Origin of the sequence: Streptomyces sp. NPDC001717 (genome assembly GCF_042892775.1) — a bacterium.
Lineage (GTDB): Bacteria > Actinomycetota > Actinomycetes > Streptomycetales > Streptomycetaceae > Streptomyces.
Genome location: NZ_JBIAUK010000009.1, coordinates 1 through 25,663, shown reverse-complemented (window position 1 = coordinate 25,663; position 25,663 = coordinate 1). Strand labels below are relative to the sequence as shown.

At 71.9% G+C, this 25,663-nt stretch carries 25 protein-coding genes, 1 tRNA gene and 1 pseudogene; 11 read left to right on the top strand and 16 right to left on the bottom strand.

Annotated elements, in window-relative coordinates; genetic code table 11:
- Positions 1 to 14: 14 nt before the first annotated feature.
- The 3 genes from ACFYZL_RS17370 to ACFYZL_RS17360 all read right to left on the bottom strand — a co-directional run bounded on the left by ACFYZL_RS17370 (position 15) and on the right by ACFYZL_RS17360 (position 2,455).
- Positions 15 to 236: a zinc ribbon domain-containing protein gene (locus ACFYZL_RS17370; RefSeq protein WP_376659775.1), complete on the bottom strand. Its 222-nt coding sequence runs from the start codon at positions 234 to 236 to the stop codon at positions 15 to 17.
- A 77-nt stretch (positions 237 to 313) separates the two neighbouring features.
- The gene (locus ACFYZL_RS17365; protein WP_384746189.1) at positions 314 to 853 is read right to left on the bottom strand and encodes a DUF4383 domain-containing protein; all 540 of its coding nucleotides are present in this window, start codon (positions 851 to 853) and stop codon (positions 314 to 316) included.
- Positions 854 to 1,162: 309 nt separating this feature from the next.
- Complete coding sequence (locus ACFYZL_RS17360) at positions 1,163 to 2,455, bottom strand: hypothetical protein (protein WP_388679758.1); 1,293 nt, start codon at positions 2,453 to 2,455, stop codon at positions 1,163 to 1,165.
- A gap of 65 nt (positions 2,456 to 2,520) precedes the next feature.
- Between ACFYZL_RS17360 and ACFYZL_RS17355 the strand changes: the two genes are divergently transcribed.
- The 3 genes from ACFYZL_RS17355 (at position 2,521) to ACFYZL_RS17345 (ending at position 3,626) form a co-directional block, all read left to right on the top strand.
- A tRNA-Val gene (locus ACFYZL_RS17355) sits at positions 2,521 to 2,595 on the top strand.
- Positions 2,596 to 2,715: 120 nt separating this feature from the next.
- Positions 2,716 to 3,144, top strand: a complete 429-nt coding sequence (locus tag ACFYZL_RS17350; RefSeq protein WP_384746173.1) for a hypothetical protein — start codon at positions 2,716 to 2,718, stop codon at positions 3,142 to 3,144.
- Between the two features lie 62 nt (positions 3,145 to 3,206).
- Entirely contained in the window at positions 3,207 to 3,626 is a 420-nt protein-coding gene (locus ACFYZL_RS17345; protein ID WP_384746174.1) for a DUF6578 domain-containing protein, read from the top strand.
- 72 nt (positions 3,627 to 3,698) lie between these two features.
- Here ACFYZL_RS17345 and ACFYZL_RS17340 read toward each other — a convergent pair whose 3' ends face one another.
- Positions 3,699 to 3,773, bottom strand: coding sequence for a 50S ribosomal protein bL37 (locus ACFYZL_RS17340; RefSeq protein WP_099895366.1), 75 nt, complete (start codon positions 3,771 to 3,773; stop codon positions 3,699 to 3,701).
- A gap of 46 nt (positions 3,774 to 3,819) precedes the next feature.
- Positions 3,820 to 5,070 carry a TerD family protein gene (locus ACFYZL_RS17335; protein WP_388679754.1) on the bottom strand — a complete coding sequence of 417 codons (1,251 nt, stop codon included), beginning with the start codon at positions 5,068 to 5,070 and terminating at the stop codon, positions 3,820 to 3,822.
- Positions 5,071 to 5,165: 95 nt separating this feature from the next.
- Here ACFYZL_RS17335 and ACFYZL_RS17330 point away from each other — a divergent pair, with 95 nt between their 5' ends.
- Both ACFYZL_RS17330 and ACFYZL_RS17325 read left to right on the top strand, forming a co-directional pair.
- Positions 5,166 to 5,837 carry a hypothetical protein gene (locus ACFYZL_RS17330; protein ID WP_384746176.1) on the top strand — a complete coding sequence of 224 codons (672 nt, stop codon included), beginning with the start codon at positions 5,166 to 5,168 and terminating at the stop codon, positions 5,835 to 5,837.
- Between the two features lie 7 nt (positions 5,838 to 5,844).
- Positions 5,845 to 6,078 (top strand): DUF2277 family protein, encoded by a 234-nt coding sequence (locus tag ACFYZL_RS17325; RefSeq protein WP_384746177.1) that lies wholly within the window; start codon positions 5,845 to 5,847, stop codon positions 6,076 to 6,078.
- Between the two features lie 517 nt (positions 6,079 to 6,595).
- On the opposite strand, the gene ACFYZL_RS17320 is transcribed toward ACFYZL_RS17325, so the two are convergent.
- The 4 genes from ACFYZL_RS17320 to ACFYZL_RS17305 all read right to left on the bottom strand — a co-directional run bounded on the left by ACFYZL_RS17320 (position 6,596) and on the right by ACFYZL_RS17305 (position 10,646).
- Positions 6,596 to 7,171, bottom strand: a complete 576-nt coding sequence (locus ACFYZL_RS17320) for a hypothetical protein (RefSeq protein WP_388679750.1) — start codon at positions 7,169 to 7,171, stop codon at positions 6,596 to 6,598.
- Between the two features lie 272 nt (positions 7,172 to 7,443).
- Positions 7,444 to 8,067, bottom strand: a complete 624-nt coding sequence (locus ACFYZL_RS17315; protein ID WP_384746179.1) for a DedA family protein — start codon at positions 8,065 to 8,067, stop codon at positions 7,444 to 7,446.
- A gap of 161 nt (positions 8,068 to 8,228) precedes the next feature.
- Complete coding sequence (locus tag ACFYZL_RS17310) at positions 8,229 to 9,896, bottom strand: alkaline phosphatase D family protein (RefSeq protein ID WP_388679747.1); 1,668 nt, start codon at positions 9,894 to 9,896, stop codon at positions 8,229 to 8,231.
- A gap of 105 nt (positions 9,897 to 10,001) precedes the next feature.
- Positions 10,002 to 10,646, bottom strand: coding sequence for an HNH endonuclease family protein (locus ACFYZL_RS17305; protein WP_388680005.1), 645 nt, complete (start codon positions 10,644 to 10,646; stop codon positions 10,002 to 10,004).
- Between the two features lie 496 nt (positions 10,647 to 11,142).
- Here ACFYZL_RS17305 and ACFYZL_RS17300 point away from each other — a divergent pair, with 496 nt between their 5' ends.
- Complete coding sequence (locus ACFYZL_RS17300; RefSeq protein WP_388679744.1) at positions 11,143 to 11,724, top strand: TMEM165/GDT1 family protein; 582 nt, start codon at positions 11,143 to 11,145, stop codon at positions 11,722 to 11,724.
- Positions 11,725 to 12,459: 735 nt separating this feature from the next.
- Here the strand turns inward: ACFYZL_RS17300 and ACFYZL_RS17295 are convergent.
- Together ACFYZL_RS17295 and ACFYZL_RS17290 are read right to left on the bottom strand one after the other, a co-directional pair.
- The gene (locus ACFYZL_RS17295; protein WP_388679741.1) at positions 12,460 to 13,152 is read right to left on the bottom strand and encodes an HAD-IA family hydrolase; all 693 of its coding nucleotides are present in this window, start codon (positions 13,150 to 13,152) and stop codon (positions 12,460 to 12,462) included.
- 165 nt (positions 13,153 to 13,317) lie between these two features.
- The gene (locus ACFYZL_RS17290; RefSeq protein ID WP_388679738.1) at positions 13,318 to 14,499 is read right to left on the bottom strand and encodes a peptidoglycan-binding protein; all 1,182 of its coding nucleotides are present in this window, start codon (positions 14,497 to 14,499) and stop codon (positions 13,318 to 13,320) included.
- Positions 14,500 to 14,725: 226 nt separating this feature from the next.
- Between ACFYZL_RS17290 and ACFYZL_RS17285 the strand changes: the two genes are divergently transcribed.
- Positions 14,726 to 16,795 (top strand): DHA2 family efflux MFS transporter permease subunit, encoded by a 2,070-nt coding sequence (locus ACFYZL_RS17285; protein ID WP_388679735.1) that lies wholly within the window; start codon positions 14,726 to 14,728, stop codon positions 16,793 to 16,795.
- Positions 16,796 to 16,850: 55 nt separating this feature from the next.
- Here ACFYZL_RS17285 and ACFYZL_RS17280 read toward each other — a convergent pair whose 3' ends face one another.
- Positions 16,851 to 17,348, bottom strand: a complete 498-nt coding sequence (locus tag ACFYZL_RS17280) for a GNAT family N-acetyltransferase (RefSeq protein ID WP_384746184.1) — start codon at positions 17,346 to 17,348, stop codon at positions 16,851 to 16,853.
- 105 nt (positions 17,349 to 17,453) lie between these two features.
- Here ACFYZL_RS17280 and ACFYZL_RS17275 point away from each other — a divergent pair, with 105 nt between their 5' ends.
- Positions 17,454 to 17,849: a nuclear transport factor 2 family protein gene (locus ACFYZL_RS17275; protein ID WP_384595026.1), complete on the top strand. Its 396-nt coding sequence runs from the start codon at positions 17,454 to 17,456 to the stop codon at positions 17,847 to 17,849.
- Positions 17,850 to 17,942: 93 nt separating this feature from the next.
- On the opposite strand, the gene ACFYZL_RS17270 is transcribed toward ACFYZL_RS17275, so the two are convergent.
- The gene (locus ACFYZL_RS17270) at positions 17,943 to 18,272 is read right to left on the bottom strand and encodes an antibiotic biosynthesis monooxygenase (RefSeq protein WP_365179898.1); all 330 of its coding nucleotides are present in this window, start codon (positions 18,270 to 18,272) and stop codon (positions 17,943 to 17,945) included.
- Between the two features lie 133 nt (positions 18,273 to 18,405).
- Here ACFYZL_RS17270 and ACFYZL_RS17265 point away from each other — a divergent pair, with 133 nt between their 5' ends.
- Both ACFYZL_RS17265 and ACFYZL_RS17260 read left to right on the top strand, forming a co-directional pair.
- Positions 18,406 to 20,424 carry a bifunctional glycosyltransferase 87/phosphatase PAP2 family protein gene (locus ACFYZL_RS17265; RefSeq protein ID WP_388679730.1) on the top strand — a complete coding sequence of 673 codons (2,019 nt, stop codon included), beginning with the start codon at positions 18,406 to 18,408 and terminating at the stop codon, positions 20,422 to 20,424.
- Between the two features lie 249 nt (positions 20,425 to 20,673).
- Positions 20,674 to 21,093 (top strand): hypothetical protein, encoded by a 420-nt coding sequence (locus ACFYZL_RS17260; RefSeq protein WP_384746185.1) that lies wholly within the window; start codon positions 20,674 to 20,676, stop codon positions 21,091 to 21,093.
- On the opposite strand, the gene ACFYZL_RS17255 is transcribed toward ACFYZL_RS17260, so the two are convergent.
- A complete protein-coding gene (locus tag ACFYZL_RS17255; protein WP_388679726.1) occupies positions 21,080 to 22,495 on the bottom strand; it encodes an FAD-binding oxidoreductase in 1,416 nt (471 codons plus the stop codon). The genes ACFYZL_RS17260 and ACFYZL_RS17255 overlap by 14 nt on opposite strands.
- Before the next feature lie 279 nt (positions 22,496 to 22,774).
- Positions 22,775 to 24,019 carry a cytochrome P450 gene (locus tag ACFYZL_RS17250; protein ID WP_384752649.1) on the bottom strand — a complete coding sequence of 415 codons (1,245 nt, stop codon included), beginning with the start codon at positions 24,017 to 24,019 and terminating at the stop codon, positions 22,775 to 22,777.
- A gap of 242 nt (positions 24,020 to 24,261) precedes the next feature.
- Between ACFYZL_RS17250 and ACFYZL_RS17245 the strand changes: the two genes are divergently transcribed.
- Positions 24,262 to 25,431 (top strand): steroid 3-ketoacyl-CoA thiolase, encoded by a 1,170-nt coding sequence (locus ACFYZL_RS17245; protein ID WP_384595042.1) that lies wholly within the window; start codon positions 24,262 to 24,264, stop codon positions 25,429 to 25,431.
- Positions 25,432 to 25,566: 135 nt separating this feature from the next.
- Here ACFYZL_RS17245 and ACFYZL_RS17240 read toward each other — a convergent pair.
- Positions 25,567 to 25,663: pseudogene (locus tag ACFYZL_RS17240) on the bottom strand (lytic transglycosylase domain-containing protein); the annotation flags it as partial.

Below are 25,663 nucleotides of genomic sequence, written 5' to 3'. Positions count from 1 at the left end.
GGGGGCGGGGTGGCTCAGCCGCAGCCACCGCCACCGCAGCAGCCGCCGCCCCCGCCTCCGCCGCGCATGGCGGGAGCGGGGGCGCTGCTGGTTCCGCCGACGGCCACGGCGGAGAGCAGCTTGACGGTGTCGGCGTGCCCCGCGGGACAGTCGGCGGGGGCGGACGACTCGGCCATGGGTCGGCTGACCTCAAAGGTGTCGTCACAGGTGCGGCAGCGGAACTCGTATCGAGGCATGCGGACAGACTAGGTCCTGCACGCCCCCACGTCCGGCTCAGGACGACCGGCTCACGTCCGGACCCACGACGACCGGCTCACATTCCGACTCGGGGACGAGCGTGCGCGACGCGCTCCTCCCGGGCGGCCTGCTCGGGGTGTCGGGCGCGCCAGTACGGATTGTCGTGCGGCAGGGCGCTGCCCACCCGCCCGTACATCCCGAACCACATCAGCATCACGCCGACGACGAAGCTGAACAGCACGTTCTGGATCTCGAAGGCGAGGAAGTTGAACCCGGTGTCCAGCAGGGCCAGATTGACGAAGCCGCTCAGGATGAACGCCACCCCGAGCACGATGTTCAGCGTGGACGCGAAGGTTCCGCCGATCACCATTCCGACGAACAACAGCACGCCGATGCAGATCGACAGGACGCTCAGCGCGCCGTTGGTGTTCAGGGCGAGCACCGTGTCGCCGCCTGTGTCGAAGAACCCGATCTCGTCGATGAGCCCCAGGATCCCGAAGACGACCAGCAGCAGCCCGGTCAGACCGGCGCCGACCCGGTAGACCTGGCTGAGCTTGTGGTCGGCGGGCAGGTGATCGTCGAGCTTGGCGTTGACCGGGTGCAGGGCGCGCTGCACCCAGTGGTGGGAGACCGGCGGCGTGCTCGGCTCGTAGGGCTCGTGGGGTACGTACGGCGCGTAGTTCTCGTGGGGCTCGGTGCACCCGTAGAGCGCGTGCGCCTCGTAACCCTCGCGAGCCTTCCCGTCGGGCAAGGGCACGGGCGCCCGCCGCTCCCGCCGCAACGCGCGAGACCGATGGGACGAGTGGAAAGCGTGGGCAGCCATACCGCCCTCCTCTACTCCGTTCCCGGCAACCCGGGCACCTCCAGCATCCGCCGCCGAGCACCCCGCGACAAACCGAGAAACGGAGACTTGTCGGGCGACGTCTCACTGGGCGGCGGCGCGGCCGTCCCGGATGTCCGACACCACCCGGCCCACCGCGAGCCGCACCTCCTCCATCTCCCGCAGGAAGTGCCAGTAGTCGGGGTGCCTCCCCTCCAGCCCGGCCAGCGCCCGCTCCACCCGGGCCACTGCCTGGTCCAGCGGCCCCGCGTGCCGCGGATCGGGCACGCTGCGGCCCGCCATCGCCAGGCGCTGGGCGTCGCGGATGGCGAACCGGGTCCGGTCCACCTCCGTCTGCGGATCCCGCGCCACCGCCTCCAGCCGCGTCAGCCGGTCCTGCGCGGCCGACACCGCCTCGTCGGTCGCGTCCAGGGACGTACGAACCGCCTCGATCAGCGCCGACACATCGGCCCAGCGCTGCTCGTCCCGCGCCCGGCCGGCCTCGAACAACCGGTCCTCCGCCTCGGCGACGTCCCGTACCGCCTGGTCAGGCACGTGCTGGAGGTCCTGCCAGCACGCGGCCGAGAACCTCCTCCGCAGCTCGCTCAAGACCGGATCCACCCGGTCCGCCCGGTTGCGCAACGCCTGCGCGCGCGTGCGCAGGCTCACCAGCCGCCGGTCGATCTCCGCCGCCCGCTCCGGGAGCCGCGCGGCCTCGGCCCGTATGGCCTCGGCGTCCCGCAGGATCCGGTCCGCGCGCTGCACCGTCTCCTGCACCCCGTGCAGGGCCGCGCCCTGGTTCAGCTTGGTCAGCTCCGGCCCCAGCGCCGCGAGCCGCGCCGCCAGGTCATCGGCCCGCATCCCCTCGGCCCGTACGGCGTCCAGCGCGTCACTCGCCGCCAGCAGCGCCGCCTTCGCCCGCTCCCGCGCCGGCGCGACCCGCGCCAGCTGCGTCTCCGCCTTGTCCAGCAGCGGCTGCAGCCCCTGCGCGAACCGGTCCAGCTCCCCCTTGACCCGCACCAGCTCGTCCCGGGCCCGCGTCAGCTGCTCCCGGGCCCGCGCGGCGACCGAGGCCTCCAGCTCGGGCCGGTCGAGGTCGTGCGCGTCGACCGCGTCGATGTACACGTGGCTGACCTGGTCGATCCGCTGCCCGAGCGCGGCGAACCCCTCGCTCGCCTGCCGCGCGGCGGGCGATCCGTCCGCCGCCGCGATCGTCTCGATGGAGATCCGCAGATCCCGCTGCGCGGTGTCCAGCTCGTAGAACGCCGCGGCGGCGGCGTCCTTCGCCGCCTGCGCGTCCGCCCGCCGACTCTCGTCCCGCCCGCCGAACCACCGCCGGGATGCCGTCGTCACAATCCCTCTCCCGTACGCGTCCGCGCCAGCCCTGCCCCGGTCCATTCTCCCCCACGGGAACGGGTTTGCGTGGGGGGTGTGCCCGGCATGTAGGCTGTCCACTCATCCACGGGTGCGTAGCTCAGGGGTAGAGCGCTGCTCTTACAAAGCAGATGTCGGCGGTTCGAAACCGTCCGCGCCCACCAGTGCAAAGGCCCCCCGCCGATCTTGGCGGGGGGCCTTTGACATCCACATCTGACGGCAACGGGCACGAGGGTCGGGGGGACCAAGTGGTGACTCGGCACGTCGGTTTGGCCCGTCTGCCCGTGACCTTTGCGCGGCCCGTCGGGCTGGTCACCTACATCGTCGGACACAGTCAGCTGTTGCTCAGAGGGCATCAGGACGGCGAGCGGGGCCTCTCGACAACACTGGAGATCCTCTTCAAGAACGTCAGCGCCCTTTCCGTTCGGGCGCACTACCCGTCGTTGACCATCCGCGATGCGTCGGGCGAGGAAGAGGCGGAACTACGCGAAGCGGTTCCGGGTCCTTGGCACGATGCGCGGGCCTTCGTCCTCGGTGAGCGCTTGCTGGGCGGGTTCGTAGTCGCCGGCGCCGTGTTCTGGGGCGAGTCCTCTGCTCGGGAGACGTACGGCAGCTTCCTCGTTCCCGAGTACGAACTGCCACGGCTCGATCCGGGCCAGTCACATCCGTCTGAACCCCAGACGATCCATACGCCCTACCCGCAACGCCGGTAGGGGACGTGCCGCTGCGCGGGGCTTGCAGCGGTAGCCGTTCGCGGGCGGCGGACAATGGCGGCATGACGTTCACGGTTTGGGTCGACGACTGGCAGATGCAGTGCTGCGGGGAGGCGTTCGCGCCGGGGGACGTCGTTTCGTGGACGCTGCTGGAGGTCGATCCGGAGGACTACGTCGCCCTCGTCGGTGGCGAACGTGCGGCTGCGATCGATTTCCGCGAGGAGCACCACGGCCAGGGGGAGGGGCGCGTACCCACCTCGGTGGGGGTGGTGTCGATCGTCGAGGTGCACTGCCGTTTCGGGGTGCTCCCGGGCGCGACGGACAAGGTGAACCGGCCCGTTCCGGGCACCACCGTGATGGTTCCGGTCGAGAAGGCGGACGGGTGGGCGAAGGCCCGGCCGGACGTGCGCTTCGCGGGCTATCTGGTGACCGCTCGGCGGGTCACGGACCTGCCGGAAGGTGCGGGTGCTCGCGGTCGATGAGGCGTCGCCCCCGCCGTCCGCGCCCCTCGGGTGCGAAGGCCCCCCGCCGGTCGTGGCGGGGGGCCTTTCGTGTCAGGCGTTGGGGCGCTTGCCGTGGTTGGCCTTCTTCTTCTTGCGGGCGCGCTTCTTGTTACCTCGCTTGGCCATACGGGACATCTCCCTGCATTCGGGGATCTTTCATGGCCCCGTCAGTCTAGGTTCCGGAGCGCTTGAACTCCACAGGGCCGGCGTTCATCTGGATGGTTCCATCCGGGTGGAGGACCGGGCGGCGTTCGGTCATGCGGCCGCTGTACGCCTCGATGTGGCGGATGGCCGCGCCGTGCGGGCCGGTGAAGTCGACGAGGGCCATGGCCACCCAGTAGCGGGTCTTGGTGTTCTCGTAGAGGGGGACCGTCACCGTGGAGCCGCGGCCGTCGGTGACGATCACGTGGGCGCCGAAACTGCGGAACGAGCCGAAACCGTTGCTGAGGGCCGAGTACGCGCAGAGCAGGACGTAGCCCTGTTGCTCCGGGCGGGTGATGCGGACGGTTTCACGGCCGGGCTTGCGGGCGTCGCCGTCCAGCTTGATGAACGGGGCCTGGTCGAGTGAGCCGCGGTTCTTGTAGTAGACGGCCTTGGACTGCTTCGCGGAGGTCGGGCCGGACTTGACCAGGGTGCCGGGTTCTTCCGTGCCGCGCCGGGCCTCGGAGGCCGGCACGAAGAGGGCGTAGAGGTCCAGGTCGGCCCCGCGTGCGCGGCGCTGCTCGCTGCCGCCGTCCCACTCCAGGGTGGCGGTGACCACCAGCTCGCGGTCCTGCTTGTCCAGGTTGATCGAGGCCGCGCCGCCTTTGGCCAGGCTGATCTTGCCCAGGGGGCGGGGCCCGGACGCGGGCGGGGGCGTGATCGGGGGCGGGGTCGGCGTCGGGGTCGCGGGTGGGGGCGAGGGCTGGGTCGCCACCGTCACGCCGAAGTCCGTCGCCAGGCCCGCCAGGCCGTCCGCGTAGCCCTGGCCGATGGCGCGGAGCTTCCAGCCGGGGCCGCGGCGGTAGATCTCCATCAGCAGTACGGCCCGTTCGCCGTCGGCGAGGGGCGGAACGCGGAACTCCACCGGCGCCGTACCGGCCTGCGCGGACAGCACCCGTACGTCGCTCACCTCGCGGAAGGTGCGGGCCGCGTCGTCCGGGTCGCAGCTCGCGATCAGGACCACCCGGTCCACCTCGGCGGGCAGCGCGGACGGGTCCACCTCGACGCGTTCGGGCCCCGAGGCGTCGGCGGCGAGGTGGCGGACCGCGCCGGACTCGGCGGACGGCTGGTTGTAGAAGACCATGTCGTCGTCCGACCGGACCCTGCCGTCCGCCGTCACGAGGAGGGCGCTGAGGTCCACCGGCGCGCCCGTGCAATGGAGCGAAGCGGTGATCGGATGGGTGGCGATGGGCGCGTTTCCGCCCTTTTCGAGCGTCGTCATGTCCGTGCCCCCCGCGCGTCGTGATCGATGGCGCCACTGTGCCACACGGACTCCGGCCCCTTGGCGGCGTACGGAGGTCGTGGGATCGTCGGGGGATGGGCGAGTGGCTGGCGTGGGGTGGGGCTGCCGGGGTCGTCGCGGCGGTGCTGGTGGTGCTGGAGCGGGTCCGGGGGACCGGGTTCGAGCGGCGGCGCGAGGAGGAGCGGGCGCGACTGCTCGCCGGGCTCGGCGAGTCGGGAGCCGTCGCTGCCGTCGCTACCGTCACCGCCGTCGTGCCCGAGGCGCGGACCGGGGCGCCGAAGTTCCAGGACGTGGGCGCCGTACGGCCACCGGCGGGGCAGCCCGAGGCCCGGCGCGACGAGTTCACGCCGCTGCTCGTCGAGTACTACGCGTACGGGCTGACGCAGGCCCGGAGCAGCTTCGCGGCCGGCCAGCGGTTCGCCGCCGCGGGCGCGGCGATCCTGCTCTTCGGGGTGGGGTCGGCCGTGTGGAAGGCCGAGAGCACCGGAGACCTGTACCTCGGGATCGTGACCGGCTCCGTGGGACTGGTCGTCACCCTCGTCGGGCAGCTGTTCCACCGCCGGGCCGACATCGCACTGCGGCACATGACCGACCAGACCGCCTCGCTGCGCGACGACCGACGGGCCGCCGAGACCATGCGGCAGGCCATCGGGCTGCTCGACGCGGTCGAGGACCGGCAACTGCGGGCACGGATACAGGCCGGGCTCATCATGAAGCTGTCCGGGGCGGAACTGCCCCCGGCATAGTGGAGGTATGTGCCGTTCCATCAAGACCCTGCGCCCACCCGCCCTCCCCGAGAAGGCCACGGAGGAGGAGATCCGCGCCGCCGCGCTGCAATACGTACGGAAGGTGTCCGGATTCAGAGCGCCCGCCGCGCACAACCACGAGGTCTTCGAGGCGGCCGTGGAGGCCGTCGCCGAGGCCACGGCGGCGCTGCTCGACGGCCTCCAGGTACGGGGGCAGGCTTCCGCCGCCGCCTCGGCGTGACGCCGGGGGCGTGCGGGCCCGCCACGAGGCCGCGGCCTGGGCGGCGTCCTCCGCCAGGGGACCGACCGCGACGGGGCAGCCCGTGTGCGGCAGCCCGTGTGCGGCAGCCCCGTGTGGGTGACCGGGCTCAGGTGCCGGGAGGGCGGGCGCGACCAGTTGGCCGGCGGTGTCGTCCGGAGCCGTCACCGGCTCTCGACATCCAGCTCGGGGCAGCGCTCCGCGTACGGACTCAGGTGAGCCCCCGGCCGTCCCGTCGTGCACCCGCAGGCGGTGGCGCGCCCCGAGGACCGTCAAGCGGGCGCCCCCGCCGCGGCCCGGGAGCACCTTGGTCGGGGATACCGGGATGGGAGACGTACGTGACCGGGGGCATGCCGGAGCGCGCCTCCAGGGCCGCGCGGACCCGGACGAGGGCGGTTCGGCCTTGCGGAGGCGCGCGCGGCGCGGGAGTGGTGCGGGAGCGGGGAAGGTCCCGAGCAGGCGGGACCGAAGGCAACCTCCGCTGCGGGGCGCTGTGGGCTCAGGCGGCCGAACGGCGGCGCAGCAGCCACACGCCGGTGCCGAGCGCGCCGGCGGCGAGCGCTCCGCCCGCGGCGATCTGCCCCGTGCTCATGGAGGCGAAGCTGCCGCCGATCCCGCCGCGGGCGGCGCCCGAGATCACCTGGATGGAGATGGTGACCTGCTCGCCGCGGGGGTTGCCGCACTCGAAAAGGACCCGATGGGTGCCGGTGGAGGCGTTGCGGGAGATGGTGGCGTTGGCGAAGAGGTTGGTGGCCTGGAGGTTGCCCGGTGTCAGGAGCACCTCGCCGAAGGCGGTGGAGGAGGCCCGGCCGGTCTTGGTGCCGCAGCCTTCGAGGTTGAGGGCCACGCGGCCGCCGGGGGCGACGGTGCTGGGGGAGACGGTGGCGGAGGGGGATGCGTAGGCGAGCGTGACGGGGGTGACGGCGGCGACCGCGAGGGTCGCGGCGGCGACGGCCGTTACGCGGCGGGTGCGGGTGCGGGTGCGGGTGCGGGTGCCGGGGCCGTGTCCGCGGCCGAGGGGTTGGGCGGGGGGCTTGGCGTGCGGCGGTGTCGCGTGCGGCGGCGTGGCGTGCATGGAGAGAACTCCTCGGGCTCCTCGAAACGGCGCGGCCAGGGCACGGATGTGACGCGGATTCGGTTGCGCACCGTCCTTCGGACGCTAGGAGCCCGGCTCGGGCACGGCGCGCGGGGTCGGGTGAACGGGTGAGCCGCTGCTCCGGTCGGGGGAGTCGATCCGCTGCGCGGGCCTTCCCCCCACCCCGCCCGTTTCCGAAACCGGGGCTCCGCCGGACCCCGTTCCTCAAACACCGGAGGGGCGCGATCGCGCTGCTGCCGTCCCCCGGCGGGTTACGTGGCCGGGGTGGGATGGGGGCGGCGGAGGAGGAAGGCGGCCAGGGCGCCCGCCGCGAAGAGGGCCACCAGGGAGACGGCGGTGCCGAGCCATTGGGTGCCCAGCCACTGGGTGCCGAAGTAGCCGAGGGCCACGCTGTAGCCGGCCCAGGCCATGCCGGCCAGGACCGACCAGGGGAGGAAGTCCTTCACCTTGCGGTGGGTCTTGCCCGCGCCCAGCGACACCACCGAGCGCCCCGCCGGGGCGAAGCGGGCGATCACGACGAGGGCGCCCCCGCCGCGGGCCAGGGCCGTGCCCAGACGCTCGTGGGCACGGGTCAGCCGGCGGGAGCGTGCGATGGCCCGGTCCAGCCGGGCCCCGCCGCGCCGGGCCAGCCGGAACGCCGCCATGTCACCCAGCACCGACGCCGTCGTGGCGATCACGAGCAGGGCGAGGATGTCCGGGACCTGCGTGGGCACCGGCACGGGCCCCGCCGCCCCGGCGGCCGCCGCCGCAGCCGCCGCGGTGATCACCAGAACCCCGCTCGGCAGCACCGGAAGGAAGACGTCGAGCACGACGGACACGGCCACCACGGCGTAGATCCATGGGCTCGCGGTCAGCGACCCCAGAGTCTCAAACAAAGCGGGACTCCCCAGTCCGGTTGACGTGCTGCGGCATGAAGCGCCGCGACGTCGCGGGGGAGCGGCAGGAGCGGCTGACAGCCATACAGCGTACGCCCGGAGTCCACCCCTTGAACCCCCGGGGCCGCCCCTGACCTCAGGTGTGTCAGCCGTGTCGCCCGTTACACCACCTCCGTCAGCTCCCGGTCCAGCAGGGTCGCCAGTTCGGCGCCGGTCCTGCTCTTCTTGCGCGCCTGGTGCAGTTGGAGCCGCGCCGTGCGCGCCGAGAGCGTCAGGGTCATCAGCTGGTTTCCGAACCAGGGACCGGCCGTACGACGCCAGCTCAGCGGCGGGCGGCCCGTGCGCCCGTGGCGGGTGAAGCCGCGGCCCAGCCACCGACCCGTGCGCGACCAGCCCAACCGGAAGCCCCACTTCACGGCGGTATGGATGGAGTTGTGCACGGGCGAGCACGTCAGCTGGAACACCCGCGCCGTACTGGGTATTCGAGGTTCGGCGACATACGCGTGGTGCACGTCCCCGGACAGGACGGCCACCGTCGCCGGCGCCCGCGGCCCCGTCGCCACCTCCTCGATCAGATCCGTCAGCATCGCGAACGAGGCCGGGAACGCGGCCCAGTGCTCCAGATCGCTGCGCCGCCGCAGGTTCTCCCCGATCCGCGCCCACCGCGGACCGCGATCCCCACGGCACACCGCCGCGTTCCACGTCTCGGCGTCGTGGATCAGCGGCGGCATCAGCCACGGCAGCGAGGACCCGATGAGGAGGTGGTCGTAACCGCCGTGCCCGGCCAGGGCGTTCTCCCGCAGCCAGTCCCGCTCCGCCGGATCGAGCATCGCCCGCCCGTCCTCCGCCAGCACCCGCGCCGCGCGGGTGTCCACCATGAGGAGCCTGGTCCGGCCGAAGTCGCGCCGGTAGCTCCAGCGCACCGTGCCCGGATCGGCATCGGCCGCCGCCGCGAAGGCCCGGAGCGCGTCCGTGCCGTCAGGCGTCTGCCGTATCGCCGCGTAGAGTGCGTCGGCCTCCAACTCGGCGGGCGAGAGATTGCCCAGGTGCTGGTACACCCAGTACGACATCAGCCCGCTGAGCACCCGCTCCTGCCACCACGGCGTCGCTCGCATCTCCGCCAGCCAGGCCGCGCTCGTGTTCCAGTCGTCGATGACGTCGTGGTCGTCGAATATGTGCAGGCTCGGCACCGTCGACAGCAGCCAGCGGATCTCCGGATCGAGCCAGGACTCGTAGTAGAGCCGGGTGTACTCCTCGTAGTCCGCGACCTGCGCGCCCGGCGCCTCCCGCAGGTCCCGCCGGGCGGCCAGCCACTTCCGGGTCTCCGCCGACAGGGCGTCCGCGTACACCTGGTCGCCGAGCAGCAGCAGTACGTCCGGGCGCTCCGCCTCCGGGTCCGCGGCCAGGCGCGCCGCGAGGGTGTCGAGGGCGTCCGGGCCGTGCCTCCCGTGCCGTCCTGCCGGCGGTGCGGCCTGACGGCAGGATCCGAAGGTGATCCGCACACCAGGGGAGGGCCGGGCCGAGCCCGGGCCCGCCACGGCCGGAGTGCCGATCGTGCTCGCCGGGAAGCGGCTGTCGGGCAGCGGCCACACCCGCACCCCGTCGAGCAGCACCTCGTACTCCGTCACCGCACCCGGGCTCAGGCCCGTCACCGGCACGACCGCGTAGTGATGGCCGGCTATCTGGAAGGTGCGCGCGCTGCCGCCCGCCCCGTCCGCGCACCTCACCTCGGCCGTGCACGGGCGGTCCGCCTCGACCCATATGGTCGCCGACCGGCCCGTGTCCCAGTCGACATGGCGCAGCAGTGGCCCCAGACGCAATCCGGCCATGCAACTCCCCCTCCTCCATATCCCCTTGGATCACGGTACGACGGGGAGGGGGAGCCGCGCCTCCCCCTGACGGGGGAGAGGCGGGAGGGCCGGGAGGGGGAACGGTCAGCAGCCGTTCAGGACGTTCACCAGTGCCGTCTTCTCCGCGGAGTCCATGCTCAGGCCCCAGTACTGCTTCACGTGGACCCACATCCGCGCGTACGTACAGCGGTAGGCGGTCCGAGAGGGCAGCCACTCGGCGGGGTCCTGGTCGCCCTTGGCCTGGTTGACGTTGTCCGTGACCGCGATGAGCTGCGGGCGGGTGAGGTCGTTGGCGAACTGCTGGCGCTTGCTGGTGGTCCAGGAGCCGGCGCCGGAGTGCCAGGCCTCGGAGAGCGGCACGACGTGGTCGATGTCGAGGTCGGAGGCGGCGGTCCACGTGGCGCCGTCGTACTCGGAGTACCAGCTGCCGCTCACCGAGGCGCAGGAGGAGTCCGTGACGACGCCCACGCCGTCCCGCTTGAGGACGGTCTCGCGGGTGTTGCAGGTCCCGGAGACGGTGCTCCAGTGCGGGAAGAGGTCGCGGCTGTAGCCGGCGTTGGAGCCTTCCGCCTGCGGGGTGACCGTCGCCAGGTAGGCGCGGGCGGCCGCGGCGCTGATGGGGGTGGGCGGGGCGGCCTGGGCGGCGGGGGCGCTGACGAGGGAGGTGAGCGCGGCGAGCGCCGCCGTGGAGGCGAGCACGCCGAGTCGACGCGCGTAGACATTGGGTATGAGTGCCATGAGGGGCTCCCTGGGTGGGGGGGTGTGGTCGTGCGGCACCCCGGCGGGGCGCGGCCATGCTGTCGGCGCCGGGTTTCGCGGGGATGGGCGCCAGGTGACAGCTTGGCGACATGTGCACGTCACATCAAGTCGTGCAAGTCCCTTGCTTCAACTGGAAGTTGAGATTCCGGCTGTGGGGCCGTCCCCTTCGGGACCAAAGGCCTATTCCGGGCGCTGGTGGGCGTCGCGTACTCTGTACGGAGCAGAAGGGGAGTAGCTCTTCGCCGGACCGTCGACATACTGCTGGGTCATCCCAGCCGGCGCCCGGAGGCAGGTCACCGCAGGTGACAGGCCAGCGAGACCTTCGGCCGCAGTGTCCTGTCCATGCGGAAGCGCGTTCTTGCGCGCGTACGCGATCAGGGCGCCGCCGAGCCGAAGCGACCCCTGACACAGCCCAGGTCTCTCGGTGCCGATGGCGTCCTGCCCGACCGATTGAGGTTCCTCCTCCGTGTTCAGCTTCACCGTCATGGCGATCGCCTTCGGCGTCGTCTTCCTCGCCGAGCTCCCCGACAAGACGGCCCTCGCCGGTCTGATGCTCGGAACCCGTTACCGCGCCTCGTACGTCTTCGCCGGCGTGGCCGCCGCCTTCGCCGTGCACGTCGCGCTGGCCATCGCCGCGGGCAGCGTGCTGACCCTGCTCCCGCACCGGCTCGTCCAGGCGGTCGTGGGCCTCCTCTTCCTGGCCGGTGCGGCGATGCTGCTCCTGAAGAAGAGCGACGGGGAGGAGGAGGTCAAGGCGCCCGCCGACCAGTCGTTCTGGAAGGTCTCCGGGGCCGGGTTCATGCTGATCCTGGTGGCCGAGTTCGGTGATCTGACGCAGATCATGACCGCCAACCTCGCGGCCCGCTACGACAACCCCGTGTCGGTGGGCCTCGGCGCCGTGCTGGCCCTGTGGGCGGTCGCGGGCATCGGCATCCTGGGCGGTCGCACGCTGATGAAGTACGTGCCGCTGCGGCTGATCACCAAGGTGGCGGCGGCGGTCATGGCGGCGTTGGCGGTGTTCTCGCTGTACGAGGCGATCACGGGCTGACGTCTCGCCTCGCGGCGGGCCGGACGGATCGAGGCGGACCCCGTCCCGGGCCTGCGGGGCCCGGGCCTGCGCCCCGGCCTCCCGGCCCGGGCCTGCGCCCCGGCCTCCCGGCCCGGGCCTGCGCCCCGGCCTCCCGGCCCGGCCCCTGGCCTGGACCTGCGCCTTGGGCGCTGTTTGGCTCCGTCTTCCCTCTCGACGGCCGTCGGACGCGGTCAGGGAAGGGGAATCGCGGCCTTGGGCGGCTTATGTCCAGCCCCAAACAGCCGTCGCACGCCGTCAACGCGGAGCGCGTAGCGATCTGAGGCGAGATCAGCCCCAGGCGGGGGCCGGACGCTGAGAAATGAGGAGCGCGTAGCGATGTGACGCGCCCTTCCCCCCGTCGGGGCTCTTGCGGTCGACATTTGGGAGCCTGCCGGCGCGAAGCCGGGTCGGACATCCCTGCCCGGCCCGGTCGTTGCCGTTCCTCCCGGCCCGTTCTTTTGGGGGTTTCCCGTTGGTCCTTGTTTTTCCGTGGCGGGTCGGTCTGTCAAGGGTCGCCGTAGGCGATCGCGCAGCGACGCGACGACGAAGGAGGAGCGCCCTTGACAGGGCGGCCCGACGCGGAAGGACAGTGGGACCGACGGGAAAGCCCCAACCCTTCCCGGCCCCGACCGACCGAGGCACCGCCAAACTCCAGCCGCCACCCCCGCACGGGCCGCTCGCTGCCGTCGGACCCTGTCAGGCCGTCGGACCCTCTCAGGCCGCCGTGCCCACCGTTACTTCGATCGATCCGTCCGCGGTCGCCGTCACCCGCAGAGAGCGAAGGTCTTCCGCGTGGGCCGTCGGGGTGTGGGCGGCCGCGCGGGGGCCGATGCCGATCACGCGCATGCCCGCCGCCCGGCCCGCGGCGATGCCGGCGGCCGAGTCCTCGAAGACGAGGCAGTCGGCCGGGGTCACACCCAGTGCTGAGGCGCCCATGAGGAAGCCCTCCGGGTCCGGCTTGCTGGCCCGGACGGACTCGGCCGTGACCCGGACCTCCGGCATCGGGAGGTTCGCAGCCGTCATCCGGGCCGTGGCCAGGGCCGCGTCGGCCGAGGTGACCAGGGCGTGCGGCAGGTCGGCGAGTGCGGCCATGAACTCCGGGGCGCCCGGCACGGGCACCACGCCGTCGACGTCGGCGGTCTCGCGGGCGAGCATCACCGCGTTCTCCGCGTGGTTGAGCTCCATCGGACGGTCCGGCAGGAGTACCGCCATGGTGGCGTAGCCCTGGCGGCCGTGGACCACCTTGAGGGCCTCCTGTGGGTCCAGCCCGTGGGACACCGCCCAGTCGCGCCAGCACCGCTCGACCACCGCGTCCGAGTTGACGATCGTCCCGTCCATGTCCAAGAGCAGGGCCTTGGCGGTCAGGACTACGGGTGCGGTGGTGGTGGCGGTGGTGCTGGCCGGCATCGACTGGGCTCCAGACGGGCGGGAAAAGAGAACAAGCGGTTCCGTCCACCGGTCAGGGAGTGCGGACGGAACCACTTTGTTCCTCCACGATACAAAACAAGGGCGGTCGACGCCAATCACCGGCCGGCGCCGTCGCCATCGCAGGCGACGGCGACGGCGCTGCCCTCAGCCCTCCAGGGCCCGGCGGGTGAGCGGACCGTAGACGCCCCACTCCTCGTTGATGTCGTTGTTGAACTGGAAGGTCGACACGGCGTTCTCCACGCGCCAGTCGAACTTGCCGTTGAACTTGGACGAGAACAGCCCCTGCGCCGCCAGCAACCGCTGCAGCTTCTCCACCTCCGGCCCCGAGTCGCCGTAGCGCAGCGTCGGACCCGAGGGGGCCGGCGGCTTCGACGGGCTGGGGGACCGGCTCGCACTCGCCGACGGGCTCGGCGGGGCGGACGTCGCCGAACGCGACGCACTCGGTGACGGAGACTTCGAGGGACTCGGCGACGCGGAACGCGAGGCCGAAGGCGACGCCGACGCACTCGGCGCGGCCGATGACTGCGAGGTGGACGGGGACGCGGCGACGGCCGCGGGCGCCGACGCCTTCGCGTCCATCAGGGCGGTGTCACCGCTGCCGGACTCCGGCAGCACGAACGCCGCGAGGGCCGTCCCGCCGACGGCCACCACCGCCGCGGCACCCAGCAGCAGCGGCAACAGGCGCCGGGGAGTCGAACCGCCGCCACGCTTCTCCGGGTCCCCGCCCCCACCCCCTCCCCATCCCGCTTCCGAGTCGCCGGCGGTGTCCGCGAACGCCGGGTACGCCGGGTAAGCCGGGTACGCGGCGGTCGCCGGCGCGCCCGGGAATGCCTCGGCGTCCGGTGCCATCGGGAAGGCCGCGGTTTCCGCGGCCGCCCCGGCCGTGGGCACTCCAGCCCCAAGCGGCGTCGCAGGACCGGGCGCCACCCCCGGGAGCGGTCCGTTCACCGGCACCGCCCCGGCAGTCGGCGGTGTTCCGGCACCCGGCTCGGCCCCGCCCGGCATTCCTGCCGGGGTCGCCCCCGCCTCCGCTCCCGGCACCGCCGGCAGCTGGACCGTCTCCGCAGCGTCCGCCTGCGGCTGCGCCTGCGCCTGCGCCTGCGCCTGCGGCTGCGGCTGCGTGGCGTCCGGCCACGTCTGTGCCAACGGTGCCGCCGGTATCGGCGAGGGTGTCGCCCCCGTTATCGCCCCCGGCATCGCCTCAGGCGTGGCGTACGCGGGCGTGCCGTACGCCGGGGTGTCGTGATGGGGTTCCGGGGCGACCACGCCCGTCACCGGCTGTGGCGGCACGGTGGGCTCCGGCTCGCCCGGGTTCGGCAACGTCACGTACGGGCGGATGCGCAAGGGGTTGAACCCCACATCCGGCGCACACCGGCAGCCGCCGCCGACTACGGCGCCGCAATCCGGACAGTGTTCACCGCTCACTGGAATCCCTCCCTGGCCACTGCCAGCGATTATCCAGATGCGTCAAGGCCCTCCCAAGCGCCCGAGAGGCCATAACCGGACACACCGCTCACGATGGAGATGTTGCTCCGGCCCTGAGGAGGAGTCGATGACTCAGGATGTGACCAAGGAGTCCAGGGACCCCGGTCCCGGCCCGCAGAACCCCGGACCCGCAGCCGAGCACGCATCCCGCGAGGTACTCGTCTCCATCGGCGCCCTCCTCCTGGGCCTGCTCATCGCCGCGCTCGACCAGACCATCGTCTCGACCGCCCTGCCCACCATCGTCAGCGACCTCGGCGGCATGGCCCATCTGTCCTGGGTCGTCACCGCCTACCTGCTCGCCTCCACCGCGGCCACCCCGCTGTGGGGCAAACTCGGTGACCAGTACGGCCGCAAGAAGCTCTTCCAGTACGCCATCGTCCTGTTCCTCATCGGCTCCGCCCTCTGCGGTCTCGCCCAGAACATGCCGCAGCTCATCGGCTTCCGCGCCCTGCAGGGCCTGGGCGGCGGCGGGCTGATAGTGCTGTCGATGGCGATCGTCGGCGACATCGTCCCTCCCCGTGAACGCGGCAAGTACCAGGGCCTGTTCGGCGCCGTCTTCGGCGCGACCAGCGTGCTCGGCCCGCTGCTCGGCGGCCTGTTCGTGGACAACCTCTCCTGGCGCTGGGTCTTCTACATCAACCTCCCCATCGGTCTCGTCGCGCTCGTCGTCATCGCCGCCGCCCTGCACATCCCGGCGCGCCCCTCGAAGCACACCATCGACTACCTCGGCACCTTCCTCATCGCCTCCGTCGCCACTTGTCTCGTGCTGGTCGCCTCCCTCGGCGGCACCTGGGGCTGGGGCTCGGCCCGGATCATCGGCCTCGCCGTCCTCGCCGCCGTGCTGCTCGTCGCCTTCGTCCTCGTGGAGCGGAAGGCCGTCGAACCGGTCCTGCCGCTGAAGCTTTTCCGCATCCGCACCTTCACCCTCTGCTCGGTGATCAGCTTCATCGTCGGCTTCGCCATGTTCGGCGCGATGGTCTACCTGCCGACCTTCCTCCAGGTCGTCCAGGGCGTGTCACCGACCATGTCCGGGGTCCACATGCTGCCGATGGTCATAGGCATGCTGATCGCCTCCACCGGCTCCGGCCAGATCGTCAGCCGCACCGGGCGCTGGAAGGTCTTCCCGATCGCCGGCACCGGCGTCACCGCGATCGGCCTGCTCCTGCTGCACCAGATGGACCGGACCAGCTCCACCTGGGAGACGAGCGCCTATTTCTTCGTCTTCGGCGTCGGACTCGGCCTCGTCATGCAGGTACTCGTCCTGGTCGTGCAGAACGCCGTCAGCTACGCCGACCTCGGCGTCGCCACCTCCGGTGCCACCTTCTTCCGCTCCATCGGCGCCTCCTTCGGCGTCGCGATCTTCGGCACGGTCTTCACCAACGGGCTCGACGGGAAACTGGTCACCACCCTCGCCGGGATTCCGCTGCCGCCCGGCGCCAGTGCCGAACGGCTGGAGGCCGACCCCCGGGCGATAGCCGGCCTCCCCGCCGACCTGCAACCCAGGGTGCTCGACGCCTACGCCTCCGCCATCACGGACGTGTTCCTGTACGCCGTGCCTGTCGTCCTCGTCGCCTTCCTCATCTCCTGGTTCCTGAAGGAGGACAAGCTCCGCGCATCCGTGACCGCGCCCGACGTTTCCGAGACCCTCGCCTCCAACCCGGTGCAGCGCTCATCCCGCGACGAGGTGGCCCGCGCACTGTCGGTCCTCGGCACCCGGGAAGGTCGCCGCCACGTCTACGAGAAGATCACCGAGAAGGCCGGCTACGACCTGCTGCCCGCCTCCAGCTGGCTGCTGCTGCGGATCAACAAATACGGCTCCGCCGAGCCCGCGCTCCTCGCCGAGCGCACCAGCGTCCCCCTGGCGACCATCACGGACGCGGCCCGCCAGGTCGAGGAACGACATTTCGCCGTCCGCGACGGACTGCCGCTCGTCCTCACCGACCAGGGTCGTGAAGCCGCCGTCAAGCTCTCCGCCGCCCGTCAGGAATCCCTCGCCGAACTGCTCGGCGACTGGTGGAGCCCGGACCGCCCGACGGACTTGGACAAGCTGGTGCGCGAGATCAACGCGGAGCTGTGCGGATGCGACGCCGAGGAGCCCCACGAAGGCCTTCCGCGGCGGGACCACGCCGCTCCCTAGGCCGTACCGCCGCCCGCGCCGCCCGCACCGGCCGCGGCGGCCACACGGGCCGGACTCAGACGAGTCGCTTCTCGAACCAGTGCTCGGCATACGGGCCGTCGTTGTACGCGGGTATTTCCCGGTACCCGTGCCGCGCGTACAGCGCCCGCGCCTCCACGAGGTCCGACCGGGTGTCCAGCCGGACGCGCTCCGCGCCCAGCGCGCGGGCCTCCGACTCCAGCACCTCCAGGAGCGCCGCCCCGCCGCCGGTACCACGGGTGCGCGTGTCGACGTACACCCTCGTGAGCTCGGCGGTCACCGGGTCCAGCAGTCGAAATCCGCCGCACGCCAGCGGCTCGCCCGCCAGCCGGCCGACGACGAACTGGCCCGTCGGCGGGGCCAGCCCGTCGGCCGGGAAATCGAGGACGCCCTGGTCGATCTCGGCCTCGGTCACGGACCGTTTCCAGTACCGACCGGCGACCTCCGCGTAGTACGCGCGCAGCAGGACGACGGCGTCAGGGGTGTCATACGGCTCGGGGGCCACGGTCCACGTCTTGATCGTGTTGCTGTTCATGGCGCCATTGTGGAGCGGCCGGCGGATCTCCCGCGTGGAATATCCACAGGCACGGACCGATGATGTGAAAAAGGGAAAATCGCCCACATGGAGGGTGTGTAAGCCATGTCCAAGCATCCCGACGCCGTCCTGGTCCGCCGAGGCTACGAAGCCTTCTCCAAGGGCGACCTGGAAACGATGAGCACCCTGTTCACGGCCGACGTCATCCACCACGTGCCGGGGGACAACCCGCTGTCCGGGCACCACAAGGGGCGTGAGGCCGTCCTCGACCTCTACCGCCGGCTCGGGGAGGAGACGAAAGGAACCCTCACGATCGACCTGCACGCGGTGCTGGCGGACGGGCGCGGGCACGTCATGTCGTTCCACACGCTGAAGGCCGACCGCGGCGACCGGGGCATCGAGGTCCAGGAAGGCCTCTTCTTCACGATCGTCGGCGGCAAGATCACCGACATCGACGAGTGCACCCAGGACATCGACGAGGAAGACGCCTTCTGGAGCTGAGCGGCAGGGCGGAGAGCGGAGAGAAGAGAGAAGAGAAGGGATCAAAGGAGTGAGGCCCGGGGCGGGCGCCCCGGGCCTCACTGCGCGCCGGCTTCAGGCCTTCTTCGGAGCAGCCTGCTGCACGACCTCGAACGACCACACCGAGGACCCGGAAGCCGCCGGCTTCGGACGCTCGCCGCCGCCCTCGCCGCCGCCCTGGTGAGCCGCCTTCATCGGCCCCTCCATCCACGCCTGGAAGTCCTCCTCGGACCGCCACCGCGTGTACACGAGGTACTGGTCGGTGCCCTCCACCGGGCGCAGCAGCTCGAACCACTCGAACCCGTCCGAGGACTCCACGGCCCCGGCCCGGGAGGCGAACCGCTGCTCCAGCACCTCCCGCTGTTCGGCAGGTACGGTCAGCGCGTTGATCTTCACGATGCTCATGCGGGCCATCCTAGGTATCCGACCCGGGATATCGTCGTCCGGGTAATGAACAGCGCGGTATGAAACGCGGTATGAAACGCGGCAGCCAGGCGAAGTCGGGGTTGCGGTCAATTGGGCGGGAGGCCGGCGAGGCGTGGCTAACGCGGCGGAGCACAGTGGTGGACACGGACATGCCGGAGTCATAGGCGGTAGTGGCAGGCTCGCGGCCGCTCGCCTCCTCCTGTGGATGCTGGCGGGAGTGCTCGCCGTCAGACAGGCCGCCGCCGTGCTGCGCGTGCCACCGGGCGAGTGGTTGAGCGGGGTCCACCTCCCCGGCAGCCTGCCCGGCACCCTGTACGACGCCGGCCAGTTCACCGGCACGCCCTTCGCCGGGCTGGTGCTGAAGCCGTTCACCGCCCTCGCCGCGCCCTCGCTGGAGCTGGCCTGGACGACCGTGACGCTGCTGTTCGTGGCCGCCATCGGGCTCGTTGCCGCGCGCGGCCTGCCCGATCCCGTGCCGCGCCGCACCGCGCTGCTGGCCGCGCCTGTGCTGACCGCGCTGCTGATGGTCTCGCTGCCCGTACGCGAGGCCGCCTCGCCGGGGCAGACGGCCGTGCTGCCCGTGCTGCTGGTGCTCCTGGCCGTGTTCCGCGTGCCCGGCGAGCGCCCGGCCGGATTCCTCCTCGGCCTCGCCGCCGCCCTCCAGCCCGCCCTGCTGCTGTTCGCCCCGCTGCTGTGGCTCGCCGGGCGGCGCCCGACCGCGAGCTCCGCCGCCCTGACCTTCGCCGGAGCCACCGCGCTGTCCTGGGCGGCCCTGCCGCGCGACTCGTGGACGTACTGGGTGAGGCACCTGGCCGGCACCGGCCTCGGCGGCGCCCCCGACGGGCTCGCCAACCAGTCCCTGCACGGCGCGCTCCTGCGCTTCGGCCTGACCGGCCCGGTCGAGATCCTGCTCTACCTCGCCCTCGCCGGCACCGTCGGCTACCTCGGGCTGCGCCGCGCCGCCCGCTACGCGCGCGACGGCCAGATGCTGCTCGCCGTCGCCATCACCGGCTGCGTGGCCGTCGCCGTGTGCCCGACCGGCTGGCGCCACCAGATGCTGTGGGTGCTGCTCGCGGTGGCGGGCAAGGTCGGCAAGCGGGCCGCCGACCGGCCCGTGTGGCCGGTCGCCGTGGTCCTGGCCCTGACCCTGCCGAGCGACGTGCTGCTGCCGAACCTGGTGGCGCTGGCGCCCGTACGGGACAACGTGCTGCTCCTGACCGCGCTGGCGGCGGCCTGCGCCGTGCCGTTCCTGCCGCGTTCCTCGCCGTACTGGCGCGAGCCCGTCCCCACCGGCTACGGCCGCCCGGCGGCCGCCCGGTGGGCGCGGGTGCCGCTGCTGCCGTTCTGGCGGCGCGTGCTGTCCCGCCCGAACCTGCTGCTGGAACTGCTGCTGATACGGGTCGGATACTCCCTGTACTCCCACATCCGGGCCGCCGCGCCCACGAGCCGCTCGCTCGCCGAGGGCAACGGCAGCCAGATCCACGGCATCGAGAAGGCGCTCGGCATCGACATCGAGCACGCCGTGAACCACGCCGTGGTGAACACGCCCTGGCTGGAGGCGTTCTTCAACTTCTACTACACCTCCTTCCACTTCGTGATCCCGCTGACGATCCTGGCGGTGCTGTACTGGCGGAGCCCCGGGGACTACCGCTGGGCCAGGGCCTCCCTCGGCCTCGCCACCGTCCTCGCGCTCATAGGCTTCTGGCTCTACCCGCTCGCACCGCCGCGCCTCATGCCCGGGCTCGGCTTCATCGACACCGTGCACGGGCCGCAGGACCTCGCGAACCCGTCGTACGGGGCGATGACCGCGATCTCCAACCAGTACGCGGCGATGCCCTCGCTGCACTTCGGCTGGTCGCTGTGGTGCGGGATCGTGATCGTGGTGCTGGCGCCGAAGGGCTGGCAGAAGCTGCTCGGCGTGCTGCACCCGCTGATCACGGTGTGCGCGATCGTGGCCACGGCCAACCACTGGGTGCTGGACGCCGTGGGCGGCGCGGTCGTGGTCTGCGCGGGCTTCGGGCTCGTGTACGTGCTGTCGGGGCCGCGCCGGCTCCAGCTGACGGTGCCGGCGCAGCGGACCGGAGCGTTGGAAGGTACGGATACGCAGGTCAAGGCCGCCGCCCGGAGCTAGTGCTCTGGCCGGGCGCCGGTGCCGGGGGCACGAGGTTTGGGGGCCGTTCGGTGACGGTGCGGGCAACGGACGGCCGGACCCGTGCGGCGTCCGGGGCCCGTGCCCGTGCCCCGGGCGAGGGCAGGCCCGGGCGAGGGCACGGGCCCGTGGCCCGTCCGGGTGGCTTGTCGACCCCGTCGGAAGAGTCGTCGCCCGTGCCGGATTGCGACCGCATGGCAACCGTGTGTCACTCATCGCATGATCAGACACATGACGCGTGCGTTCTGCGCCGCCACCCTCTCGATCGCTCCCCTCGCCCTGACCGTGACGCCCGCCCACGCCGTGGCCTCCTGCACGGTCAACGGCCGTCCCGTGACCGGTACGACCGTCCTCGGGACCGCCGGGGCCGACCTCATCCGCTGCGGCGCCCTCGCTCCGGGCGACCGGGTCGACGGCCTGGGCGGCAGTGACTACATCGTCATCACCGGCACCGTCGCGGGCACCGTGGCCGGTGGTGCGGGCAGCGACCACATCACGGCCGACATCGGTGTCGCCCCGACCGGCCAGGTCCTCGGCGGCGATGACAACGACCTCGTCCGCGTCGGCCCGAACGCCGGACTCGTCGACGGCGGAACCGGGATCGACCTGTGCCGGGTGGCTTCCGGCAACCCGCCCGTCAACTGCCCCTGACGGCCGGCGGGATGTTCTGGTTGAGGCGGAAGAGGTTGCCCGGGTCGTAGTGGCGCTTGAGTTCCCGCAGCCGCCGGTACTTCTCGGGCCCGTACGCCTCGCGCACCCGGTCCTCGCCCTCCTCCATCAGGAAGTTCGCGTACACGCCGGTCTGGTGCGGGGCGAGCGCCGACCACAGGCCGCGCGCCCACTCCCGCTCCCGCTCGAAGCCCTCGGCGCCCTCGCACGTTCCGTTGATGTTGAACGTGTGGCCGGCGGTGCGCCTGCCGAAGGCCGTCTCCTCCTCGCCGACGCGGCCGATCGCTCCGCCCAGCTGGAAGATCGGGAAGGCGGTCAGCGGAGACACGATCCGCGCCGCGTGCTCGGCGGTGACGTCGATGACCTCGTCGCCGAGCCGGTCCACGTCGCAGGACTTGAAGTAGTACCAGCGGCCGTGCGGGAACGACGGGTCGAACATCGCCTGGTGCTGGACGAACGGCTTCGGCGCGCACAGGTCCAGCACCGGCGGCGGCCCCCACGCGCGCAGCGGCCGCAGCACCCGCTCGCCCTCCTCCACCGGCCCGGCGTAACAGCACACCACCATGACCACCGGTTTCCCGTGCAGCTCGGGCGGGACGTACGGCAGCGACGGCGCCTTGCGGTGCACCACCGCCGTGGTCAGGTCGTCCGGTACGTCGGTGATCCACTCGCGGTAGAAGCGCAGCAGGCGCGCCGAATCCGCCATGTGCCAGGCGACGGGGCCGGCCAGTACGACGGGCCCGACCGGGTTGAGCCGGAACTCGAACTCCGTGACGATGCCGAAGTTGCCGCCGCCGCCCCGCACCCCCCAGAAGAGGTCCGGGTCGACGTCCGCGCTCGCCTTCAAGAGGGTGCCGTCGGCGGTGACCAGGTCGACGGAGAGCAACTGGTCGATGGTGAGGCCGTACTTGCGCATCAGCCAGCCGATGCCGCCGCCGAGGGTGAGTCCCGCCAGCCCCGTGTGGGTGACGATCCCGGCGGGCACGGCCAGCCCGAAGGCCTGCGTCTCGTGGTCCAGTTCGCCGAGCAGCACCCCGGCCTGGGCCCGCACCGTCCGGGCCTCGGGATCGACCCGGATCCCCTTCATCAGGGACAGGTCGATGACGATGCCGTCGTCGCACACCGACTGCCCCGGGAAGCTGTGACCGCCGCTGCGCACCGCCAGGGGCAGTCCGGCCGCGGGTCCGGAGGGGCCGGCGCACCGGACGGCGGCGATCACGTCGGCGGCGCCGGTGCAGTGGGCGATGAGGGCGGGACGGCGGTCAACGGAGCCGTTCCAGACCCGGCGGTCCTCCTCGTAACCGTCGTCGCCGGGCCGCACGAGCGGTCCCCGGAAGGCCTTGGCGAGCTCGTCGTACGCGGTGTTGGAGATGACGGCTGACATGGCGGCTCCCTCGCCTGGAGTGACGGCGGGTGGCGGCCGAACGCCGACGGGGTGCCGGGGCGACTGGCAGTCCGCCCCGGCACCCCGTCGGTGGATCGCCGCGTGCTGTCAGGATCCGCCGGTCGTGACGGCGCCGCCACTCGGGGGCGGGCGCGGATCCGGAGTCGAAGCGGATTCCGCAGTCGAAGCGGATTCCGGAGCCGGTGCGGATCGCGGTGCCGACGGACGGCAGGGGCCGGGGCGTGGGAGGAGGAGGCCCCTGCCGTCCTGGTTCACGGGTCAGCCGTGGCTGACCCGGAGCTCCTTGATGCCGTTCAGCCACGCCGCGCGCAGTCGCCGCGGGGCGTCACCGGTAAGGCGCAGGTCGGGCAGGGCGTCGGCGAGCGCGTTGAAGATCAGGTCGATCTCCAGGACGGCCAGGGACTTGCCGAGGCAGAAGTGCGGACCGCCGCCGCCGAAGCCCAGGTGCGGGTTCGGGTCGCGGGTGATGTCGAAGACGTCCGGGTTCTCGAAGACCTCGGGGTCGTGGTTGGCGGAGGAGTAGAACATCCCCACCCGGTCGCCCGCCTTGATCTTCTGGCCGCCCAGTTCGGTGTCCTGGGTGGCGGTGCGCTGGAACGACACCACCGGGGTGGCCCAGCGCACGATCTCCTCCGCGGCCGTGGACGGCCGGGTCGCCTTGTACAGCTCCCACTGCTCGGGGTGGGTGAGGAAGGCGTGCATGCCGTGGCTGATGGCGTTGCGGGTGGTCTCGTTGCCCGCGACCGCCAGCAGCAGCACGAAGAAGCCGAACTCGTCGGAGCCCAGGTTGCCCTGGCCCTCGGCCGCCACGAGCTGCGTGACGATGTCCTGGGCGGGGCACTCCTTGCGCTCGGCGGAGAGGTTCATGGCGTAACCGATCAGCTCCACCGCCGCGTTGGAGCCGACCTCCTCGGTGATCGCGTACTCCGGGTCGTCGTACGCGATCATCTTGTTCGACCAGTCGAAGATCTTGGCGCGGTCCTTCTGCGGCACGCCGATCAGCTCGGCGATGGCCTGGAGCGGGAGTTCGCAGGCCACCTGCGTGACGAAGTCGAAGCTGCCGTCCGCCGAGGCCGCCACCGCCTCCTCGACGATCTTCCGGGCCCGGTCACGCAGGGCGTCCTCCAGGCCGCGGATGGAGCGCGGGGTGAATCCGCGCTGCACGATCTGACGTACACGGGTGTGTTCCGGCGGATCCATGTTCAGCATGATCAGACGCTGGGCATCTATGGCATCACGCTGGATGTGCTCGTTGAACCGGATGATCGCCGTGTTGATGGTCGAGGAGAAGAGCTCCGGGTGCGTGGAGACGTACTTGACGTCCGCGTGCCGGGTCACGACCCAGTAGCCCTCGTCGTCGAAACCGGTGACGCCGCGGGGCTGCGGGCACCACCACACCGGTGCGGTCTGCCGCAGTTCCGCGAACTCCGGCAGCGGGACCCGGCTTTGGAGCAGGTCGGGGTCGGTGGCGTCGAAGCCTTCGGGCAGCGCGGGGCAGGACATCGGGCGACTCCAAAGTCTGACGGCCCATCAGATGTTGGCTTGAAGGTAGTAACGAGTTCTAGAAGTGACAAGGCTTGGCGCAGCACCTGTTGCGTGTGGAATCCGTGCAGGCCGCGTGCAAGACCCTTGCGTGGAGGGGCCGCAGGTCATAAAACTGCGGGGAGAACTAGAACGCGTACTAGTTCGGGCGGGGCCGCCGGGACGGCCCGCCGCGCCGGCACAGTGCAGGAGAGGACGAGCTCATGGCCGCGGAACCCGTCATCGTCGAAGCCGTACGCACCCCCATCGGCAAGCGCGGGGGCGCGCTCGCCAACCTCCATCCCGCCTACCTGCTCGGCGAGACGTACCGCGAACTGCTCGCCCGAACCGGAATCCAGCCCGACTGCGTCGAGCAGATCGTCGGCGGCACCGTCACCCACGCCGGCGAGCAGTCGATGAACCCCGCCCGCAACGCCTGGCTCGCCATGGGCCTCCCGTACGAGACCGCCGCGACGACCGTGGACTGTCAGTGCGGCAGCTCCCAGCAGGCCAACCACATGGTGGCCAACATGATCTCCGGCGGGGTCATGGACATCGGCATCGCCTGCGGGGTCGAGGCCATGAGCCGCGTCCCGCTGGGCTCGGGATCCAAGCACGGGCCCGGAAAGCCGTTCCCGGACGAGTGGAACGTCGACCTGCCCAACCAGTTCGAGGCCGCCGAGCGCATCGCCCGCAACCGGGGCCTGACGCGCGAGGACGTCGACCGCCTCGGAGTGCTCTCGCAGGAGCGGGCCGCCACCGCCTGGGCGGAGGAGCGCTTCAAGCGCGAGACCTTCGCCGTGCAGGTGCCCACCACCGAGGAGGAGCAGGCCGCCGGGCAGGGCATGTGGCGCCTGGTCGACCGCGACGAGGGCCTGCGCGACACCAGCATGGAGGGCCTGGCCCGGCTCAAGCCGGTCATGCCGACCGCCGTGCACACGGCCGGGAACTCCTCGCAGATATCCGACGGCGCCGCCGCCGTGATGTGGGCCTCCCGCAAGATGGCCCGCGCCCTCAAGCTCAAGCCGCGCGCCCGCATCGTCGCCCAGACCCTGGTCGGCGCCGACCCGCACTACCACCTGGACGGGCCGATCGACGCCACACGGGCCGTGCTCGGCAAGGCCGGGATGTCCCTCAAGGACATCGACCTCGTCGAGATCAACGAGGCCTTCGCCTCCGTCGTCCTCAGCTGGGCCCAGGTCTTCGACCAGGATCTGGAGAAGGTCAACGTCAACGGCGGCGCCATCGCCCTCGGCCACCCCGTCGGCGCCACCGGCGCCCGGCTGATCACCACCGCGCTGCACGAACTGGAACGCCGCGACAAGGAATTCGCGCTGATCACCATGTGTGCGGGCGGTGCGCTCGCGACCGGGACGATCATCCAGCGGCTGTGAGCGCCTGAGCCCGCGAGCGGGCCACTCGAACCCTGTGGGATGGGATGCAGAAGGCCCCGGGGGCCGGACCTGGGGAGGCCGGCCACCGGGGCCTTCGTATGTCTGCTGCCGCGTGGCGCATTTGCTTGTGGCGGCTCAGTACCAGTGGTTGGCGGACCAGAAGTTCCAGGCCTCGACGGGGCTGCCGTAGCGGGAGTTCATGTAGTCCAGGCCCCACTTGATCTGGGTGGCC

What these genes read in the sequence shown, in the direction of transcription:
- ACFYZL_RS17370 (WP_376659775.1), bottom strand. Translation starts at nt 236, where the DNA reads ATGCCTCGATACGAGTTCCGCTGCCGCACCTGTGACGACACCTTTGAG.
- ACFYZL_RS17360 (WP_388679758.1), bottom strand. Translation starts at nt 2,455, where the DNA reads ATGGACCGGGGCAGGGCTGGCGCGGACGCGTACGGGAGAGGGATTGTG.
- ACFYZL_RS17345 (WP_384746174.1), top strand. Translation starts at nt 3,207, where the DNA reads ATGACGTTCACGGTTTGGGTCGACGACTGGCAGATGCAGTGCTGCGGG.
- ACFYZL_RS17335 (WP_388679754.1), bottom strand. Translation starts at nt 5,070, where the DNA reads ATGACGACGCTCGAAAAGGGCGGAAACGCGCCCATCGCCACCCATCCG.
- ACFYZL_RS17330 (WP_384746176.1), top strand. Translation starts at nt 5,166, where the DNA reads ATGGGCGAGTGGCTGGCGTGGGGTGGGGCTGCCGGGGTCGTCGCGGCG.
- ACFYZL_RS17325 (WP_384746177.1), top strand. Translation starts at nt 5,845, where the DNA reads ATGTGCCGTTCCATCAAGACCCTGCGCCCACCCGCCCTCCCCGAGAAG.
- ACFYZL_RS17320 (WP_388679750.1), bottom strand. Translation starts at nt 7,171, where the DNA reads ATGCACGCCACGCCGCCGCACGCGACACCGCCGCACGCCAAGCCCCCC.
- ACFYZL_RS17310 (WP_388679747.1), bottom strand. Translation starts at nt 9,896, where the DNA reads ATGGCCGGATTGCGTCTGGGGCCACTGCTGCGCCATGTCGACTGGGAC.
- ACFYZL_RS17295 (WP_388679741.1), bottom strand. Translation starts at nt 13,152, where the DNA reads ATGCCGGCCAGCACCACCGCCACCACCACCGCACCCGTAGTCCTGACC.
- ACFYZL_RS17285 (WP_388679735.1), top strand. Translation starts at nt 14,726, where the DNA reads ATGACTCAGGATGTGACCAAGGAGTCCAGGGACCCCGGTCCCGGCCCG.
- ACFYZL_RS17280 (WP_384746184.1), bottom strand. Translation starts at nt 17,348, where the DNA reads ATGAACAGCAACACGATCAAGACGTGGACCGTGGCCCCCGAGCCGTAT.
- ACFYZL_RS17275 (WP_384595026.1), top strand. Translation starts at nt 17,454, where the DNA reads ATGTCCAAGCATCCCGACGCCGTCCTGGTCCGCCGAGGCTACGAAGCC.
- ACFYZL_RS17270 (WP_365179898.1), bottom strand. Translation starts at nt 18,272, where the DNA reads ATGAGCATCGTGAAGATCAACGCGCTGACCGTACCTGCCGAACAGCGG.
- ACFYZL_RS17260 (WP_384746185.1), top strand. Translation starts at nt 20,674, where the DNA reads ATGACGCGTGCGTTCTGCGCCGCCACCCTCTCGATCGCTCCCCTCGCC.
- ACFYZL_RS17255 (WP_388679726.1), bottom strand. Translation starts at nt 22,495, where the DNA reads ATGTCAGCCGTCATCTCCAACACCGCGTACGACGAGCTCGCCAAGGCC.
- ACFYZL_RS17250 (WP_384752649.1), bottom strand. Translation starts at nt 24,019, where the DNA reads ATGTCCTGCCCCGCGCTGCCCGAAGGCTTCGACGCCACCGACCCCGAC.
- ACFYZL_RS17245 (WP_384595042.1), top strand. Translation starts at nt 24,262, where the DNA reads ATGGCCGCGGAACCCGTCATCGTCGAAGCCGTACGCACCCCCATCGGC.